The organism is Salicola sp. Rm-C-2C1-2 (assembly GCF_040196175.1).
GTDB lineage: Bacteria > Pseudomonadota > Gammaproteobacteria > Pseudomonadales > Oleiphilaceae > Halospina.
Genome location: NZ_JBEFNF010000001.1, coordinates 1,197,998 through 1,217,059 on the forward strand (window position 1 = coordinate 1,197,998; position 19,062 = coordinate 1,217,059).

General features: G+C 57.5%; 17 protein-coding genes and 2 tRNA genes. 10 read left to right on the forward strand and 9 right to left on the reverse strand.

Annotated features, from left to right (window positions below):
- Nucleotides 1–63: 63 nt before the first annotated feature.
- Complete coding sequence (ppsR, locus tag AAF659_RS05515; RefSeq protein ID WP_349750681.1) at nt 64–882, forward strand: posphoenolpyruvate synthetase regulatory kinase/phosphorylase PpsR; 819 nt, start codon at nt 64–66, stop codon at nt 880–882.
- On the opposite strand, the gene AAF659_RS05520 is transcribed toward ppsR, so the two are convergent.
- A complete protein-coding gene (locus AAF659_RS05520) occupies nt 883–3,807 on the reverse strand; it encodes an insulinase family protein (protein WP_349750682.1) in 2,925 nt (974 codons plus the stop codon).
- A 142-nt stretch (nt 3,808–3,949) separates the two neighbouring features.
- On the opposite strand from AAF659_RS05520, the gene AAF659_RS05525 reads away from it, so the two are divergent.
- From AAF659_RS05525 to AAF659_RS05540, 4 genes are all read left to right on the forward strand, one after another.
- Nucleotides 3,950–4,414, forward strand: a complete 465-nt coding sequence (locus AAF659_RS05525; protein WP_349750683.1) for a hypothetical protein — start codon at nt 3,950–3,952, stop codon at nt 4,412–4,414.
- A gap of 125 nt (nt 4,415–4,539) precedes the next feature.
- Nucleotides 4,540–5,784 (forward strand): MORN repeat-containing protein, encoded by a 1,245-nt coding sequence (locus AAF659_RS05530; RefSeq protein ID WP_349750684.1) that lies wholly within the window; start codon nt 4,540–4,542, stop codon nt 5,782–5,784.
- Nucleotides 5,785–5,832: 48 nt separating this feature from the next.
- A complete protein-coding gene (locus tag AAF659_RS05535) occupies nt 5,833–6,918 on the forward strand; it encodes a response regulator (protein WP_349750685.1) in 1,086 nt (361 codons plus the stop codon).
- Nucleotides 6,919–6,987: 69 nt separating this feature from the next.
- A complete protein-coding gene (locus AAF659_RS05540; RefSeq protein WP_349750686.1) occupies nt 6,988–7,839 on the forward strand; it encodes a 6-carboxytetrahydropterin synthase in 852 nt (283 codons plus the stop codon).
- Nucleotides 7,840–7,899: 60 nt separating this feature from the next.
- Here the strand turns inward: AAF659_RS05540 and AAF659_RS05545 are convergent.
- From AAF659_RS05545 to gltX, 3 genes are all read right to left on the reverse strand, one after another.
- Nucleotides 7,900–7,975 (reverse strand) — tRNA-Glu (locus tag AAF659_RS05545).
- A 9-nt stretch (nt 7,976–7,984) separates the two neighbouring features.
- Nucleotides 7,985–8,060, reverse strand: a tRNA-Ala gene (locus tag AAF659_RS05550).
- 65 nt (nt 8,061–8,125) lie between these two features.
- Entirely contained in the window at nt 8,126–9,613 is a 1,488-nt protein-coding gene (gene gltX, locus AAF659_RS05555) for a glutamate--tRNA ligase (protein WP_349750687.1), read from the reverse strand.
- A 165-nt stretch (nt 9,614–9,778) separates the two neighbouring features.
- Between gltX and AAF659_RS05560 the strand changes: the two genes are divergently transcribed.
- The 5 genes from AAF659_RS05560 (at nt 9,779) to AAF659_RS05580 (ending at nt 14,723) form a co-directional block, all read left to right on the forward strand.
- Complete coding sequence (locus AAF659_RS05560) at nt 9,779–10,684, forward strand: zinc ABC transporter substrate-binding protein (RefSeq protein WP_349750688.1); 906 nt, start codon at nt 9,779–9,781, stop codon at nt 10,682–10,684.
- A gap of 7 nt (nt 10,685–10,691) precedes the next feature.
- Entirely contained in the window at nt 10,692–11,684 is a 993-nt protein-coding gene (gene dusA / locus AAF659_RS05565; protein ID WP_349750689.1) for a tRNA dihydrouridine(20/20a) synthase DusA, read from the forward strand.
- Nucleotides 11,685–11,788: 104 nt separating this feature from the next.
- The gene (tal, locus tag AAF659_RS05570) at nt 11,789–12,763 is read left to right on the forward strand and encodes a transaldolase (RefSeq protein ID WP_349750690.1); all 975 of its coding nucleotides are present in this window, start codon (nt 11,789–11,791) and stop codon (nt 12,761–12,763) included.
- A gap of 17 nt (nt 12,764–12,780) precedes the next feature.
- Entirely contained in the window at nt 12,781–13,893 is a 1,113-nt protein-coding gene (locus AAF659_RS05575; RefSeq protein WP_349750691.1) for a 3-deoxy-7-phosphoheptulonate synthase, read from the forward strand.
- Nucleotides 13,890–14,723 (forward strand): glycerophosphodiester phosphodiesterase, encoded by an 834-nt coding sequence (locus AAF659_RS05580; protein WP_349750692.1) that lies wholly within the window; start codon nt 13,890–13,892, stop codon nt 14,721–14,723. Before AAF659_RS05575 ends, AAF659_RS05580 begins: the two co-directional genes overlap by 4 nt.
- Nucleotides 14,724–14,732: 9 nt before the next feature.
- Here AAF659_RS05580 and sthA read toward each other — a convergent pair whose 3' ends face one another.
- The 5 genes from sthA to AAF659_RS05605 form a co-directional block, all read right to left on the reverse strand.
- Nucleotides 14,733–16,127, reverse strand: a complete 1,395-nt coding sequence (gene sthA / locus AAF659_RS05585; RefSeq protein ID WP_349750693.1) for a Si-specific NAD(P)(+) transhydrogenase — start codon at nt 16,125–16,127, stop codon at nt 14,733–14,735.
- A gap of 48 nt (nt 16,128–16,175) precedes the next feature.
- A complete protein-coding gene (nqrM, locus tag AAF659_RS05590) occupies nt 16,176–16,454 on the reverse strand; it encodes a (Na+)-NQR maturation NqrM (protein ID WP_349750694.1) in 279 nt (92 codons plus the stop codon).
- Between the two features lie 70 nt (nt 16,455–16,524).
- Nucleotides 16,525–17,751: an NADH:ubiquinone reductase (Na(+)-transporting) subunit F gene (gene nqrF / locus AAF659_RS05595; protein WP_349750695.1), complete on the reverse strand. Its 1,227-nt coding sequence runs from the start codon at nt 17,749–17,751 to the stop codon at nt 16,525–16,527.
- A gap of 36 nt (nt 17,752–17,787) precedes the next feature.
- A complete protein-coding gene (gene nqrE / locus AAF659_RS05600) occupies nt 17,788–18,396 on the reverse strand; it encodes an NADH:ubiquinone reductase (Na(+)-transporting) subunit E (protein ID WP_349750696.1) in 609 nt (202 codons plus the stop codon).
- A complete protein-coding gene (locus AAF659_RS05605; protein ID WP_349750697.1) occupies nt 18,396–19,061 on the reverse strand; it encodes an NADH:ubiquinone reductase (Na(+)-transporting) subunit D in 666 nt (221 codons plus the stop codon). Before AAF659_RS05605 ends, nqrE begins: the two co-directional genes overlap by 1 nt.
- Nucleotide 19,062: the final 1 nt, after the last annotated feature.

Genomic DNA, 19,062 nt, shown 5'->3' on the forward strand with positions numbered 1-19,062 from the left:
GGGTTCACAACATCTGTGCATCGCCCTAGCATACCGCTAAAGTCTGAACCGAGTCTCACCGCCATGAAACGCACCGCTTTCTTCATCTCCGACGGCACAGGCATTACTGCCGAGGCGCTCGGCAACAGCCTTCTTGCCCAGTTCGATAACATTCAGTTCGAAAAAATCACCCTTCCCTACATCGACTCCGTTCAGAAGGCGCTGGAAGCAGTAGCGCAGATCAACAAGGCAGGGCAACTTGACGGCGCACGGCCGTTGACTTTCGACACCATTGTCGACAGCAAAATCCGAGGCGAGCTTTCGCGGGCAGAAGCGTTCATGGTGGACATCTTTGGCACTTTCCTGTCGCCACTGGAAAACGAGCTTCACGCCAGCTCCTCCTATACTGTGGGCAAATCCCACGCTATCTCCAGCGACGGGGGCTACGAGGAACGGATCAAGGCCGTCAACTACGCACTTGAAAATGATGACGGCGCCCGCACCCGCTACTACGACGATGCTGATCTGGTCCTGGTTGGGCCATCGCGTAGCGGCAAGACGCCAACGTGCTTGTACCTGGCTCTGCAGTACGGGATCAAGGCAGCAAACTACCCCCTGACCGAAGAGGACATGGAAGAGCAGCGGATTCCCTCAACCCTGCAACCTCACCGGCAGAAGCTATTCGGGCTAACCATTGATCCCAACCGCCTCTCTGCGATCCGCAATGAACGTCGCCCAAACTCCAGCTACGCCTCCATGCGCCAGTGTGCACTTGAGGTCAACGAAGCTGAGAGCATGTATCGGCGCGAGCGGATTCCGAACCTGAATACCACCGACTACTCGGTGGAGGAGATTTCCACCCGCATCCTTGTCCAGACCGGGATCGAGCGCCGCGCACGCTGATCAGATCTCGAACACTCTCATACCAAGGTCCGTCACACGCTCACGGTTACCATGCCCGGTAACCACAGCGGTACTGGCACGCTCAGGCGTGAGCCAACGCTCCGCAGCCCGCTGCATTGATGCCAGATCCACTGCAAGCACGCGCTCGCGGAAACGTTGCTGTTGTTCGGGGGTGCGTCCGAAAAGTTGGCTCTGATACGCAAAACGCGCCTCGCCCGCGGGCGAACGCGGACTATCCAGCTGGGAAATAACTCCCAGTATGGCCTCTTCCACGGAGGCGGGTGCCTGCCCTCCTCCGTGAAGCCAGTGCAACGATCGGTCGAAGTCCGCCAGTGTTTCCTCAAGCCGCGGATCACGGTAGGAGAAGAAGCGGAAAACCCCATTGGCACTGTCCTGCCCTGCGCCACTGCCATAGGCGCCCCCCTGCTCGCGGATGCTGCGATGCAGGTGCTCATTGCGCAGAAGTACACCCAGCACACTCAGCGGCGCGGCATCAGGGTGTTCCACCGGCACGGTCGGAAAAGCCCGCGCACAGAAGTTAACCTGAGTAGCCGTGAGCCAGCCCTCATTGACCTGCTCATTGACCGGATCCAGCCCAAAACCGCCTTCTGCTCTGGCGCTATCCATGGTCCAGCGCGCGCTGACGGCTTTTTCCGCCCCCTCCAGACCGGCACTCTCGCCGATCAAAAGGAAGTCCGGCCCACCGGAGTGGATCTGTTCATGGAGCTCCGACAGTTTCTGGCAGAACCGATCAAGCTCGCCATCCTCATCAAGACGGTCATCCAGTGCCACCAGCTGCCGGATACCCTCGAGGCCGCCAAGCTCATAAGTGAGGCGCGCGCCCGGGCTGGCACCCTGTGAGGCAGCGCCCATGGCCAGCGCGTGACCACTGCCAGTAATCGAGTGCTCACGCCGGGCACGCATCTGGGCTACCAGCTCCCGCACCCGTGCCTTCTCATCAAACCGTGCGGCAGTGGCTACATCGTGTAGAAGTGCCGCCAGATGATCGCTGTTCGCGGCCAGAGCCTTGCCACCCAGAGTAAAGTAGCCACGCACAGATTGGACATCGTCCACCTCACCCTTGATCGTGGCTGCCCCGCTGATGCCGCCACTGCTCGCCGAAATACGGTCCTGCATCCGCAGGTAGTCATCAGAGCCCGCACCCACCTCGCTCAGCATGCTCGAATAGATGGGCAGAAGCTGGCGGTGCTCAGGTGCCAGATCCGGAAGCGGCACAACCAGCTGCTGGTAGACCAGTCCGTTGGTGCCCATGTGATAGCGGGTGATGCGCCCGGATCCGTCCACCTCGCCTTCCGGGACCCGGATTGAGGCTGGCACATCCTCAATGCCCACTCTCGGCAGCATGCTGTCGTCCGCTTCCTCATTCTGACGCGCTTCCAGGGCCTGCGCCTGTTCAACAAGCGTGCGTTGCTCGTCATCGGTAAGGCTTTCTCTGCGCTGCTCAAGTGCTTCACGGACAGCATGATCGCGACGTTCGTTCAAGCTTGTATCTGGCGCCAGAGCCAACCGCACCCGGTGCGGATTATCCAGCAACAGACGACGGATCAGCCCGGGCACATAGTCGGGATCACGAATACGCTCCCGCAGCCTTTCCAGCACCGGTTCCAGATCCAACAACTCCACCGGGTCGCCGCCATGCACCATGGGCGATAGTGCCTGCATAATCAGCTGCAGGCCGTACGGAAAGCCATCTCCGGAAATCTCGCGCTGTTGCAGCTCCAACTGATGCACGATGGCTTCCAGCTTTTCATGAGCAACGCCTTCCCGTGCCACGCGCTCGACTGTCTCCAGGATCAGCGCCTCAACCTCTCCAGCCCGACCCGGTTCGGTCCCCTCAATACCGCAGACAAAGGTCATTTCCCGGTTGGAATCCTCCAGCCCGCACAGCGGCGAGGGAGCCTGGCCCAGATCGGTCGTCTCAAGCGCCTGAAGCAGCGGGGATGCGCTGTTCTCAAGCAGCACTGCCGCCAGCAGTTCAGCCTCGAGATTCTGCTCCAGATCAAAGCTTTCACCGAGCAGCCAACCCATAACCACGTGGGTGCGGTTTTCAGTGCCTTCACCGGGATCCACACCGTAATGCTCCTGAACCCTTACCGGCGCGTAGTAGCGCTTCTCATTGCGCACACGCAGATCAATCTCTGCCGCCGAGAATCGGTTCAATGCCAGCGATTCGAAACGCTGCTGGTGCTCGTGCGCGGGAATATCACCGAAGGTGGCAAAAATGGCGTTGCTGGGGTGGTAATGGCGCCGGTAGAACTCAACCAGCTGCTCATAGGTCAGGTCGACGATGTGGTCCGGCTCACCACCACTGTTATAGTGATAGGTGGTAGTCGGGAAAAGATGCTTGGACAACGTCTGCCAAAGCTGGGATACGGGAGAACTCATAGCTCCCTTCATCTCATTATAGACCACGCCCCGGTGCACCAGAGGGGTGCTCGGGTCATCCGGCGTTTCAAACTCAAGCCGATGCCCTTCCTGTGCAAAGTCGAGAGGATCCAGATTTGAAAAGAAGACGGAGTCCAAGTAGACCGACAACAGGTTATCAAAATCTTTCCGGTTACGGCTGGCGAAGGGATATGCGGTCCAGTCACTGCTGGTCAGGGCGTTCATGAAGGTATTCAGCGAACGCTGAATCATCATGAAGAACGGATCACGCGTGGGGTAGTTTTCGCTACCACACAGTGCCGTGTGCTCCAGAATATGCGCAACGCCTGTGGAGTCCATGGGAAAAGTTCGAAGCGCCACCAGGAAAACATTCTCGTCGTTATCCGAAGCAAGATGCAGATGACATGCTCCGGTGGCCCGATGACGATACTCCTCCACCTCAAGGTGAAGTGTCTCGATCCGGTGATTGCGTACCCACTCGAAAGCCGGGTGAACCTGCGGTTCCGCCTGATCCAGCATGCCCTCATCCTGTCTGTTAAATGTGTGGCCATTCTAGCGGTTGCAGCCCTGTGTTCCCACAGCCCGAGCCAGCTCACTCTGGCAACCACGCACATCTTGTTTATAGTAAGGGGACACTGGACAGCTATAGAATGGACTATCCTTGACCAGCCAAAACCAGCACACCGACACTTCCGGGTCCCGTCCCCGGGTTGAAGCCTACTGGGTTGAGCGCAAGCGCTATCTTGAGGAGATTCGAAGCATACCGGAGCTGCGACGACGTTACGTCAACGCCCTGATGGTCTACCTGCTCCGCCGTATCCTGTGGTCCTTCGGGTTCTTCCCGATATTTCTTGGGTTCTGGATCCCGCTGGTGTTTGCCCGGTTCAACCCCGTCGCACTGGTGGACAATGCGCTGCCCCATCTTGAGCGTTTTGTGGATGCAACCGCCGAGGTTCAGGCCACCACTCTGGAAACACTGGTACTTTCCTGGGTTTCTGTAGGCCTGCTTTTCGCGGTTTTTGACCTTGTTCTCACCCCTTTTAAGTCACCCTATGAATACGAAGCAGACGTTCACATGCGCGCCTGGGAGGAACTGCAGCAGCACAGCCGCACGGGAAACCACTGAAAAGTGCGTCACTTCACGCAGCCATCACGCGTTCTCAGATAATATGAGACCAGATTGACGGGTTAGCCTCCGCGCCGGCCTGTCACTACAGACCCGGCGTACCGGAACGAACGGAGTGGCCTACAATGATCGACTATAAACCACTGCTGTTTGCGAACTTTCTCGCAATCATGCTGCTGGTCACGGCCGGCTTTGCCACCATCCAGCGCTCTCCGGAACTGGTGGGTTCACGTATCCCGCCCGTTTCCCAGCCCAACACTGATGCCACTGAGAGCAACAGCGACAGCAACGCTGAGCTCGCTACTGAAGCGATACCCCGGGTCATACCGACCGTTCGTATCCCCGAAACCGGCACAAGCGCACTGAGACAGGAGCCCCGGAGTTCGAACACGGAGCCGACCCGGGCCTCTGCCGAGGCCGCAGTGGAACAAAAACCGACACAGGCACAGCTGACGCTGCGATCCAATGTCTACAATGACCAGGTGCGGATCAACGGCGAACCCAGGGGCTCGACAGCAATGGATCTGGAGCTGGAGCCGGGAACCTATACCGTAGAGATCAGTAAGCCCAAGCACAGCACGTGGCGGGAACAGATCCATCTAGACGCCGGTGATTCCCCCACCCTGATGGCGCGTCTTGACCGCTATACCACTGTGCGTTACCGCAACGGCACCTGGAAACATGGTGTAAAAACCGGCGAAGGTACCTACCGGGACAGCGACGGCCTAACCTATGAGGGCGAGTTCCGTAGCGGCGAATTCCACGGCCAGGGGACGGCCCACTTTCCGGACGGGCGTATCTACGAGGGCGAATGGAAAGACGGCACGATGCATGGAGAAGGCAAGCTGCAGCGGCCCAATGGGGATGTCTATGAAGGCCAATTCCAGGATGGCGAATACCACGGGCGGGGCACCCTCACCGCGAGCAACGGCGACACCTTCACGGGTAACTGGGAAGATGGGGAACTCAACGGTCATGGTACCCTGACCACCGCTGATGGACTCATGTACGTGGGTGATTTCCGTGACGGTGAGCTCCATGGTGAGGGGCGCCTGACCTACCCTGATGGCAGCTATTATCGTGGTGATTTCGCCAACAACCGGTTTCACGGTGACGGCGTCCGGACGTTCGCCAGTGGCCGCCAATACCAGGGAGAGTTCGTCGATGGCCGTTTCCACGGCAAGGGCGAGATCCGTCATCCCAGCGGAGCGCGCATTGAAAGCACTTTCCGGGACGGTGAGCCCTATGGCGAAGTCCGTATGACGACACCAGAAGGCGAAATCTTTACCGCACGGACCTCAGAGCCAGGGGTGTGCTATCGCGAGGGCAGCTACCGGGCAACCCAATGTCCATCAATGGAGGCGTGGTGAATCATGGCAGCCGATCCGGCAACAACGCAGTACGCAAGAGGAGATCAGATGGCTATCAATACCGCCCTGCTGGTGGACGACTCCAAGGTCGCCCGCTTCGCTCTGAGCAAGCTCCTTGAGAGCCGGAACATGGACGTAGGCATGGCCGGTTCAGCTGAGGAAGCACTGGATCTGCTCAACAGTGAGCAGCAACCAGACGTTATCTTCATGGATCACCTGATGCCGGGCATGAACGGTGTTGAGGCTGCCAAGGCGATTAAGCGCAATCCTGCCACAGCGCACATCCCCGTGATCATGTGCACTTCGAAGAAGTCGGATGATTTCATCCAGGATGCGCAGAACTACGGTGTCTACAAAATCCTGACCAAGCCGCCCCAGGCTGATGGACTCGACAGCATCCTTACCGCTCTGACCGAGGACCTTAATCAGGGAACACTGCCAGAACCACCAGCTCCGGAAGACGTGGCTGAGACACCGGATGAGTCAGAGCCGCTTGAAACCCAGGCCAATGTGCGCCTTACGGACGACGCCCAGAGTGCTGAAAGCGGGGACGAAACCGTTCCTCTAACCACAGAGCTGATCGAACAGATCGCGCGCTCGGCAGTGAAAACCCATATCCATAACCGGCTGCATGAACTGCTTTCAAGCCTCTTCGATGAACAGCATGACCATGTCCGCCGCCTGATCGAGGATAGTGAGCGACGACGCGAGGAGGTCATTGAAAAGCAGACAGCGGATTTCCGCGAACTGGTGGAAGGCCGACTGGAGTCACTCCAGAATGAAGTGGCGGCTGAGGTCACACTCAACCTGGGCAATGAACTCAACGAGTTGCGAAGGGAGATCCGTGAACAGAGCCGCCAGGGCCTTACGGAAAGCGACCTCAACGCACTCAAGGATCACCTCACCGCAGCACAGACTGTGGACACGGAATTCTGGCAGTCGCTGCAATCTGAAGCAGTTCAGCAAGCTCATGACATCGCGCGGGATACGTCAGAGGAAGTAGCCCAGCGCACTCTGGACCTGTACCGGCGTGAGCAGAAGACCACAACCGCACGGCTTTACACCGTGGCACTGGCTGTGAGCCTCGGCATCTTCAGCCTCGGTATCGCCTGGCTGGGGGGCCTGATTGGCTGAGCGTCTGCCCGTAGAATGCGGTGATCTGCTATCATTGTGACGTTTAACGCCACAGGCAGCCACCGCATCATGAATCGTCTCTTCGTGGACAACCTCACCGTCATTGACTTTGCCTACCTGGACCGCCACCGGGGCCTGGTAGGCGAAAGCTGGATCGTGGATATCGAGCTTGCCGGCGACCTCAATGAGGCCGGTATGGTCTTTGACTTCGGACATGTCAAAAGTACCATCAAAGCGCATATTGACCATCAGGTGGATCACCGGCTGCTGGTTCCAGCGGACTACCCCGGCCTGCGATGGCCGGATCCCCAGAAACCGGCCGATCTCCGTTGGCGCCTAGATGACGGCACTTGGATCGAACACCGAGCACCTGCCCAGGCAGTCGCCGCAGTCCCCGGCGAGACGATTGACCGCCATACGATCGCTGAGCAGCTTTCTCAAAGCCTGGAACGCATCCTTCCGGACAACGTACAAAGCGTGGCCGTCACCCTGCGTCTCGAGGCTATTGAAGGCGCCTGGTACCACTACGCCCATGGGCTGAAAAAACACGATGGCAACTGTCAGCGCATCGCCCATGGCCACCGTTCCCGTATCCGGATCCTGCGCAACGGCCAGCGAGCTCCAGATCTGGAGCACTACTGGGGCAATCGCTGGTGTGATATCTATCTGGCAAGCGCGGCGGATCGCGTTGAGACCTTTGAGGACGACGGTTTGACCTACCATCGGTTCAGCTACGATTCGGACCAGGGGCATTTTGAAATCGCCCTGCCCGCCGCGCGCACCGAAATCATGGAGACGGATACCACGGTGGAGTGGATTGCCTGTTATCTACGGGATGAAACACACAAGCTTGAGCCAGAAAACCGCTTCGAAGTTTACGCCTTTGAAGGCGTGAACAAGGGCGCCATCGCGGAGACCTGACTGCTATTCTCAGGAATCAGGCATAAAAAAAGCCGGCCTTATGGCCGGCTTTTTTGAATCTGGCGTCCCGTAGGGGACTCGAACCCCTGTTACCGCCGTGAAAGGGCGGTGTCCTAGGCCTCTAGACGAACGGGACGGAAAGAAGTGGTGGAGCCAGGGAGGCTCGAACTCCCGACCTCGGCGCTGCCAGCGCCGCGCTCTCCCAACTGAGCTATGGCCCCACTGCGTCCAACGAGTGCGAATATTAGAGACGTTCCGGGCACGCGTCAACCCCTGATTTCCGTCTTTATTCATGCGCCGCCAGCGCAGCGTATTCTTTCTCAATTTTCTTCGTCTGTTTTTTCGAAAAGCCGCCCAGCACATTCAGCGCATGGCGCAGGCGCGCTCGGCTCACATCCGGTCCAAGAAGCGCCATGGAGTCCACCACCGACCAGGAGTTCGGAGTACCCGCAACAGCTACAAAGATCGGGAACATGAACTCGCCCACTTTGATCCCCATGGCGCCCGCGAGGGTCTTGAGATCGGCAAAAACCGTTTCACGGCTCCAATGGCGCTCGGCTTCAAGCCGCCACAAGGCAAACTGCAGGATCCGGCGCACCGTTTCCTGTTCCAGCTTGCGATGCGCGAAGTCTTCCGGTCGCACATCCAACATACCTGAGAACATGAAATTGGCCATGGGAGCAATGTCTGAAAAGGTCTCGATTCTACTCTTCAGATGCGGCACCAGTGGTGCCAGCTGCTCCGGATTGAACCACCAGTTGCCGACCCGCTCCATGAAGGCGTCATCGCTCAGCGTCTCGCGGATCCACAGACCATTGAGCCACCGCAGCTTGGCCTGATCGAATACCGGACCGCCGAGGGAAACGCGATAAATATCAAACGCCGCCTGCATCTGCGCCAATGTAAACCGCTCCCGCTCGTCCGGCATGGACCACCCCATACGCCCGAGAAAGTTCAACACGGCCTCGGGCATGAATCCGAGGCGCTCATACAGACTGATGCTCGTGGGGTTCTTACGCTTGCTGAGCTTTGTGCCATCCTCATTACGCAGAAGCGGCATATGGCAAAGCTGTGGCATTTGCCAGCCGAAATACTCATAGAGCAGCTTGTGCTTGGGCGCTGAATTGATCCATTCTTCACCACGGATCACATGCGTGATGCCCATACGGTGATCATCCACCACGTTCGCCAGGTGATAGGTGGGCATACCGTCAGACTTAAGCAGGACCTGGCAGTCAATCTGGGCCCAGTCGATCGTGACAGTCCCCCGCAGCATGTCATCAATCTCGCATACTCCCTGATCCGGCACTTTCATCCGGATCACACAGGGCTCACCAGCCTCCCTACGGCGCTTTACTTCCTCCGCTGGCAGCTCCAGCTCGCCCTTGATGCCTGGATTGAGCCCCTGCTCCTTGCGAGCATCACGGATGGCATCCAGCTCCTCAGGCGTCCGGAAGCAATAGAACGCATAGCCCGTTTCCACCAGCTGCTCCGCGTAAGCCCGGTACTCGTCAGACCGCTCAGACTGGCGGTAGGGGCCGTACTCACCACCTACATCGGGCCCCTCGTCCCATTCCAGTCCGAGCCAGCGCAGGGAATCCAGTATGGCCTGCTCGGACTCAACTGTGCTCCGTACCTGATCAGTATCCTCAATACGCAGAATGAACTGCCCTCCGTGTTGGCGGGCGAAACACTGATTGAACAGTGCAATGTAAGCGGTCCCCACATGGGGGTCGCCGGTGGGCGAAGGGGCGATTCGGGTTCTGACGGTCATGTCTGTTTCCTGGCTCCTGGAATCGGTCGGCATCGGCTGCATGAAAGCGCGTATTATAACGCTTCCACCGGTATGGGTCGTCCTTTCGTATCCTCCCCTATAGCCTGCTCCGTTTTGATTGGATAAAATGCCATTTTTCCGAATACGTTATGTTATAACACATTTATGATGAAGCGCTGCCTGCACCATGTCCTCATCCTGCTCCTGAGCCTGGCGAGTACGCCTGCCTGGGCGCAGCGCCCGCTGATTGCTACCAGCATCCACCCTCTCGCCTTGATCGTGAAAGAAGTTGCTGGCGATGAGGCTGACGTCCAGTCGCTGGTTCCGGCCGACGTCAGCCCTCATCATTACAGTATGCGCCCCTCCGAGCGCCGGCTGCTTGCGGAGGCGGATCGGATCTACTGGCTGAGCCCGGAGCTAGAACCCTTTCTGCAGGGCATCATGAGCGATCAAGCACTTTCACAGAAAGCACTCGCGCTGGCAGAAGCACCTGAAAGCAGCACCGCAGGCAACGGCCATGAGGCACATCATCACGGTACTGGTATGGATCCGCACATCTGGTTAGCTCCGGACCGTGCCCAGGCCATGGCAAAGCGTGTCAGGGAAAGCCTAGCGGGCGTGAAAGATCTCGACCAGGAGCAGATCGCACGCAATCACAACCAGTTCAGACAACGTCTCGCCGACACCGAGAGCGACATTGAAAAACGCCTTGCCCCCCTCGCTCGGATCAGCCTGTTCACTTATCACGATGCATTTCACTATTTTGCGGACCACTTCGGCCTCACTATTGCGGCAACGCTGACAAACAACCCAGAACGCAGTCCCAGCGCCAGACACATTGCTGACTTGCAGCAGGCTCTTGAAGAGGCCCGTTTCCCCTGTATCATGACTGAATCGCAGCTTGGCGGAAACTGGTGGCGCGGTCTGGACTTACCGCAATCACTTAATGTGAGCCGCTGGGATCCGCTGGGCGGGGAGATCCGTATCAAAGTTGGTGGTTACACAGCTTTCCTGGAATCGCTGACGGACGCCGTAAGCCGCTGTCAACCCGACAATTCCAAGAAGGAGTAGAACCGGCATGCAGAACCTGGAACCGGATCGTCGCTTCAGTATTGCTCCTATGATGGATCACACCACTCGGGACTATCGCCGGTTTGCCCGCAACCTGACGCGTCATGCCCTTCTCTACACCGAGATGGTCACCACAGGCGCGCTTATCCATGGCGATCGGGCACGCTTTCTGGACTATGATGCGCAGGAACACCCGATTGCCCTTCAGCTTGGTGGCGCCGACCCTGCTGAACTCGCAGAGTGCGCCGCCATGGCGCAAGCTTGGGGCTACGATGAAGTCAACCTGAACGTGGGTTGCCCCAGCGACCGGGTTCAGAACAACCGCATCGGCGCATGTCTTATGGCCGAGCCGGAAACCGTTGCCCAGGCGGTTGCCGCCATGGCGGACAATACCCGATTACCGGTTACTGTTAAGCACCGCATCGGCATCGATGGCCACGAACAGTGGCAGGACCTTGTCCGGTTCATTGAACGGGTTGCAGAAGCTGGTTGCCAGACTTTCATCGTGCATGCACGAGTCGCTATTCTCCAGGGGCTCAGCCCAAAGGAAAACCGCGATATACCGCCACTGAAGTACGACTGGGTTCATGCCCTGCGGGAACAGTTTCCACAGCTAGAAATCATCATCAACGGTGGATTCTGGCAAGTGGATGCCATCCGTGAGCAACTCAACCATGTGGATGGGGTTATGGTGGGCCGTGCGGCCTACCAGCAACCCTGGCTGCTCAGCCAGGTGGATCCGGAAATTTACGGCGTTGGGGCCCCCTGCACCACTCGCAGTGAGGTGATCGAGCGGTTTATGCCCTATCTGGAATGGCGCCTTGCCGAAGGCGTGCCATTGCAGGCCATGACCCGTCATATCATGAACCTGTTTCATGGCTGCGCAGGAGGCCGCCGGTTCCGCCGCCACCTCAGTGAAAATGCGCATCGCCCAGGAGCCGGCATTGAGGTTGTCCGAGATGCGCTTGCACAAGTCCAGGAACCAGCGGACGTCGCCTGAGAGGCGGACACCGCGCTTGTGACGCCGGCGACAGCGCGCTATCGTGACTCGGGCTACTTTCTATAGTTCCAGAAACCCGGATGCACAATGGACGCGACCAGCCGATGACTTCCAAACTTGATCAGCTCCGCCACATGACAACCGTGGTCGCCGACACTGGTGACCTGGACGCCATCCGCCAGTGGCAGCCCAGGGATGCCACCACCAATCCGTCGCTGCTGCTCAAGGCGGTGGCCTCAAACGCCTATCGCCATCTTATCGAACAGGCCCTGGCTTGGGCACAGGAACGCGCGAAGACCGATTCACCAGACCCGGTGGCGGTGGGCGACTGCCTCGCAGTTCTGGCAGGCGCGCAGATCCTTCAAAGCGTTCCCGGCATGGTTTCCACCGAGGTGGATGCCCGGCTTTCGTTCGACCGTGACGCCACCATTGCCCGAGCACGCCACCTCACTGACCTTTATCGCCAAAAAGGGGTGGATACTGACAGGGTCATGATCAAGATCGCCGCCACCTGGGAAGGAATCCAGGCCGCGCGGGTCCTGGAGCGTGAGGGTATTGCCTGCAACCTTACCCTGCTGTTTTCATTCACTCAGGCAATGGCCTGTGCTGACGCTGGCGTGACACTGATTTCACCCTTCGTTGGACGTATTCTGGACTGGTATCTCGCCCAGACAGGCCAAGCATCCATTGATCCGGCCAATGATCCCGGTGTTCAATCCGTACAGCGGATCTACAACTACTACAAAAGCCATGGTTACCCGACCATTGTCATGGGGGCAAGTTTCCGCAACCAGGGCGAAATCGAACACCTGGCGGGCTGTGACCGGCTGACAATCAGCCCGCAGCTGCTGGAAGCACTTTCACAGGATACCGATACGCTGGAGCAGCAGCTCACCCCCGATAACAGCAACCGCGCTGAAACCCACCCTTGTATGGATGAACGCGAATTCCGGTGGCATCTCAACGAGGATGCCATGGCCAGCGATAAGCTGGCGGACGGAATCCGGCGGTTTGCCGCCGACCAGCGTCAGCTGGAAGCGAATCTGGAAAAATGGATCCAGGGCGACAGCACGCCATAGCGACACATGGAGGGCCTATGTTACTGATACTCCACCCGGATACGGATCGCGACGGCGATGCCTACCGCGAAACCATGAATTTCCTCGACCAACTGAGCAACATCGAGGTGCGCGTTCATGACGTACTGGGCAGTCAGCAGACCCTGACCGAAATCTATCTGCTCGGCGATACCAAAGCCCTGGATGCCGGCGACATCGAAGCACTTCCCGCCGTCGAGCGGGTCATCCGCATTTCAGACGATTTCAGGATTCTGGGCAGGCACAGTGATGCCAAACGCCAGACTGGCTTCGACTATAACGGGGTCCACTTTGGCCAGGACAACCTCAACGTTTTCGCCGGTCTGTGTGCTGTCGATAACCCAACCCATGTAGAAGAGACACTGCGTGCGCTGAAAGACAATGGCCAGCAGTGCACACGCATGGGGGCCTATAAACCACGAACCAACCCCTACTCGTTCCAGGGCCATGGTGCGGACTGTCTGCCTTGGGTCTTCGAGCTGGCGGGTCGATACGATATCCGGGTGATCACAATGGAAGTCACCCATGAAAATCATGTGCGCGAAATTGAAAAGGCACTGCAACGGACCGGCTATCCCACAGGCGTGATGCTCCAGGTTGGCACCCGAAACACACAGAACTTCGAGCTGCTCAAGGCGCTCGGCCGCCAGACGGAATACCCGGTACTGCTTAAACGCGGCTTCGGGATTACTCTCAATGAATCGCTCAATGCGGCCGAGTACCTGGCTACTGAAGGCAACACTAATGTCGCCTTCTGCCTGCGGGGCATGAAAACCGAAGCCGGCAATCCTCACCGTAACCTGGTGGATTTTGCTCATATTCCGGTAGTCAAGCGCCTGACGCGGATGCCTGTCTGCATCGACCCCTCCCACTCCGTGGGCGTTCGCGACCGGGCACCGGATGGCATTTCCGACATTACCCACGCAGCCGCCCAGGGCGTGGTAGCGGGTGCGAACATGATCCTCGCGGATTTTCATCCGAACCCCGAAAAAGCGCTGGTCGACGGCCCCCAGGCCCTGCTGCCGACCGATCTTCCCCGGTTTCTGAAGGATGTTGAACTCTGTCACGAGACGTACCGCAAACGGCGCGCCCTCTATAACGACAACGGATGAAGGAGGCATCCGCCTACATGTTGATCTACGGTCACCGTGGCGCCAAGGGGGAAGCCCCCGAAAACACTCTGGCAGGATTCCGACACGCCTACCGGCACGGTATCCGACGCTTTGAAATGGACATCATCCTGTCACAGGACGGCATCCCTGTCGTCATCCATGATCGGTCGCTACTGCGGACCACCGGCAACGACCGGGCTGTCAGCGCAGTCTCTGCCCAGGAGATGAGCACCCTGGATGCGCGTCAAAACACAGCCACCTGGCATCATGTCACAGGCATCCCCTCACTTGACGAGGTCGTTCAGGCCTGCCCGGAATACGAGCATCTTCAGCTGGAAGTAAAATCGGACGAGAGGGGGCGACTGAACCGGCTCTGTAACCGCTTGGTCGAATGGATCCAGCGCGAGAACCTTTACCAGCGGATTACCCTGACTTCGAGCAATGCCGGGTTCCTGCGTGCAGCGCGGAGGCTGGACCGCCGGATAAGCCTGGGGTACGTCGCTGAACGGCGCTTCCCATCGCCTGTGCGGCAGGCGAAAACACTTGACTGCCAATACTTATGCTGCAACCACCGGATCTGTACCTCCGCCATGGTTACAGATGCCGATCGCAAGGGCCTGAGGCTTTCAACCTGGACGGTGAACCGCATCCACGACATGCTTGAGCTTGAAAAGATGGGAGTGGAGTCCGTGATCACGGATTATCCCACCAGCGCCCTCATCTATTTTGAAAACCGTCGTCGGCTGGGCCATCATATCGAAACTCTCCGTGGCCCCGAACCGGCCACAGCCACTGAGTCACCAGCGGGCCCGTCGTCGCCCACTGGCTGACGCCAGTGCTCAGAAAACCCGATTGAGGCCGTTAAGGGCCGCCACTCGGTAAGCTTCCGCCATCGTGGGATAATTGAAGGTGGTATTGATGAAGTAATCAAGCGTGTTGGCGTCACCGGGCTGGTTCATGATGGCCTGCCCGATGTGGACGATTTCCGCAGCCTGATCCCCGAAACAGTGGATACCAAGCAGTTCCTTGGTTTCACGGTGGAAAAGAAGCTTAAGCATGCCCACCGGATCACCGGAAATCTGGGCCCGAGCCAGGTCTTTAAAGAAAGCTTGCCCTACTTCATAGGGCACCTTGGCCTCTGTCAGTTCGCGTTCCGTCTTACCAACCGAGCTGATTTCCGGGATGGTGTAGATCCCTGTGGGCACGTCATCCACATAGCGGAAATATTTGTCCGCCATGATATCCGAGGATGCGGACCGGCCCTGATCATAAGCGGCACTGGCGAGACCGGGCCAGCCAATCACGTCACCAACGGCATAGATGTTTGGAACCTGGGTCCGATAGTGTTCATCCACAGCAAGCTGCCCACGGTAGTTGGTTTCCAACCCAACGTTTTCAAGGCCAAGTGAACCAGTATTACCGCTCCGACCGTTACACCAGAGGAAGGCATCCGAGCGGACTTTCTTGCCTGACTCCAGATTCAGAACCACGCCGTGCTCATCGCCTTCCACGGACTGGTATTTTTCGTTATGCCGCACCAAGACCCCGTTGTTGCGCAGGTGATAGCTCAGCGCATCCGAGATCTCATCATCCAGAAAGGACAACAGACGACTGCCGGGATTGATCAGATCCACCTTCACGCCCAGCCCGCAGAAGATGGAGGCATATTCACACCCGATCACACCCGCGCCGTAGATGGTCATGGTCCGTGGTGTATGTGACAGCGTAAGGATCGAATCACTGTTATAGATCCGGTCGTGTGAAAAGTCCACATCGGGAGGTAGATACGGAGACGAACCGGTCGCGATCACGAAACTATCCGCTGTGATACGCTTACCGCCGTAGTCGTCGCCAAGCAATTCCAACTGATTCTGATCCATAAAACGCGCACGGCTGTGGAAGCGCTGGACCCGATTGCGGGCGTAGAACCCGGTGCGGAGTTTAACCTGTTTGTCACGCACCCGTTCAGCGTTCTGCAACACCCGCGGGAAGGAGAACCAACGGGGCTCGCCAATATCGCGGAACATCGGATTGGTGTTGAAGTTGATGATCTGCTTGACCGAATAACGCAGTGCCTTGGAGGGGATGGTTGCCCAGTGGGTACAATTGCCGCCAACAGTATCCTTATCGTCAACAATCGCAACCCGGCGACGGTGCTTGGCCGCATTCATGGCCGCACCTTCTCCAGCAGGCCCGGCACCAATCACAACAACATCAAAATGCTGGTCCGACATCCGCTCTATCACTCCTCTCTGTCTGCCTCAATACAGTTACCGGCGCTGCTATGCTTGGCGCTCACTGTCTGCGTTATAGGTAAACTTCTGTGCATCGCCAGCTTCCGGCGCGTCTTCATAGTCCGCGCAATTTCCGGATTCACGGCCGCACACTGAGCAGCCGCTGCCACCGCCAACCTGGTTGCCGACACCGCCGCAGGAGCCGCTGATGGGTTTACGCCCAAAGATGACGCCAATCGACATCCCCGCAATCAGCACCATCACTAAAACCAGTGCCAATAAAAATGTCTCAAACATACTGTCCTCCACACGTGTCGATATTGCCATGGTGACTCCCTATCGACCGTGAGTTCAACCAAAAAAACACCCGGCCGGAGCCGGGTGTCTTTGGGGCCAGTCAGCCCCCGAAATCGTCGAGGGCGATATTCTCATCCTCGACACCAAGATCCTTGAGCAACTTGATAGTGACCGCATTCATAATGGGCGGCCCACACATGTAATACTCAATATCCTCGGGCGCCTCATGATCCTTCAAATACCGCTCATAGAGAACGTTATGGATGAAACCGGTATCACCCTCCCATTCATCCTCAGGCAACGGATCAGATAGCGCCACATACCAGGTGAAGTTGGGGAATTCCTCCTGCAGCTGATTGAAGTCATCGACATAGAACATTTCCCGCCTGCTGCGTGCGCCATACCAGAAGGTGATCTTGCGGTTCGTATTGATACGCTTAAGTTGATCAAAGATATGCGCTCTCATGGGCGCCATGCCGGCACCACCGCCGATAAAGCACATCTCAGCGTTGGTATCCTTGGCGAAGAATTCACCAAACGGACCCATGACCCTCATGGTATCGCCCGGCTTCAGGGAAAACATATAGGACGACATCTGGCCCGGAGGATGGTCGGTTCCGGGCGGCGGCGTCGCAACCCGGATATTGAAACGCAGCTCACCCTTTTCTCCGGGATAGTTGGCCATGGAGTAAGCGCGCACAATGTCTTCTTTCACCACGGACTTCAGGTCCCAGAGACCGTGCTTATCCCAGTCTTCGTGGTACTCTTCCTCGATGTCAAAGTCCTTGAAATGGACTTCATGCGGCGGCGCTTCAAACTGCACATATCCGCCAGCCCGGAACTCCACCTCTTCGCCTTCAGGGAGATCGAGGATGGTTTCTTTGATGAATGTCGCCACGTTGTGGTTAGAGCGTACTGTGCAATCCCACTTACGCACCCCAAAGAACTCTTCGGGCACTTCAACTTTCATGTCCTGCTTGACAGGCACTTGGCAAGAAAGCCGCCACCCTTCACGCTGTTCCCGCGGGGTGAAGTGGTTTTTTTCCGTTGGCAGCACGGCGCCACCACCTTCATGCACCTTGCATACGCACTGGCCACAACTACCGCCCCCGCCGCAGGCCGAGGACAGGAAGATACCCTGCTCGGCGAGCTTACCCAGTAGCTTGCCACCACTCTGTGCCTCGAAGCTGTGTTCCGGATCGCCGTTGACCTCGATCTCGATATCACCGGAACTGACCAGTCGCGCCCGCGCACCAAGAATGATCGCGACCAGCGACAGGACAATCACGGTGAACATCACCACGCCCAGTATGATCTCTGTAACCATGACTCCGCCTTCTGCCTTGAATCCGAATACGCTGTTTTACAGCGAAATGCCCGCAAAGGACATGAAACCGAGCGACATCAGTCCCACGGTGATGAATGTGATACCGAGACCACGCAGTCCCGGCGGAACGTCACTGTATTTGAGCTTTTCCCGAATGCCTGCCAGTGCCACGATCGCAAGGGCCCAGCCAACGCCGGCCCCAAAACCATAGGCCACACTCTCACCAAATGCATAATCCCGCTCGACCATGAAAAGCGAGGCACCCAGAATGGCACAGTTCACAGTGATCAGGGGCAGGAAGACCCCCAGCGCGCTGTACAGCACCGGCACGTAGCGATCCAGGAACATCTCCAGAATCTGCACCAGCGCAGCGATCACGCCAATATAGGTCAGAAGCCCAAGAAAACTCAGATTCATGTTGGGCAACCCGGCCCAGGAAAGCGCCCCATCACGCAGGACATAGTTATAGATGAGGTTGTTCACCGGCACTGAGATCGTCAGAACCACAACCACGGCGATCCCAAGGCCCAGCGCTGCCTCCACTTTCTTGGAAATAGCCAGAAAGGTACACATCCCAAGGAAAAACGCCAGCGCCAGGTTTTCAACAAAAATAGCCTCGAGAATAAGGCTGATATAGTGTTCCATCAGAATGCCTCCCGTACTTTATGGGGCTGCATCTCGAACTCTTCTTCTTCAACTTGATCCGGATCCCAGATCCGTACGGCCCAGATGAAAAAGCCAATCAGGAAAAAAGCGCTCGGAGGCAGAAGCATCAAGCCATTCGGCACATAGAAGCCGCCTTCACTTGCCAGTGGCAGGACGGTATAGCCCATCCATGTTCCGGCGCCAAATATCTCACGGAAGGTAGCGACCACAATCAGGATAACGCTGTAACCAATCCCGTTACCCAATCCGTCAACAAAACTCAGCCACGGACCATTCTGCATAGCGAAGCCTTCAGCGCGGCCCAGAATGATGCAGTTGGTGATGATCAACCCCACGAATACCGACAGCTGCTTACTGATCTCATAGGCGAACGCCTTGAGGAACTGATCCACAACGATGACCAGCGAAGCAATAACCGTCATCTGGACAATAATCCGGATGCTGCTGGGAATCTGCTTGCGGATGAGTGACACCGCAAAGTTGGAAGCACAAGTCACCGCTATCACAGAAGCACACATTACAAGACTCACCGTGACGCTTGACGTAACAGCCAACGCCGAACAGATGCCTAGGATCTGAAGAGCAATCGGATTATTGTGCAGTATGGGTCCAAACAGGACGTCTTTGGTTTTCATTTCCGCCATG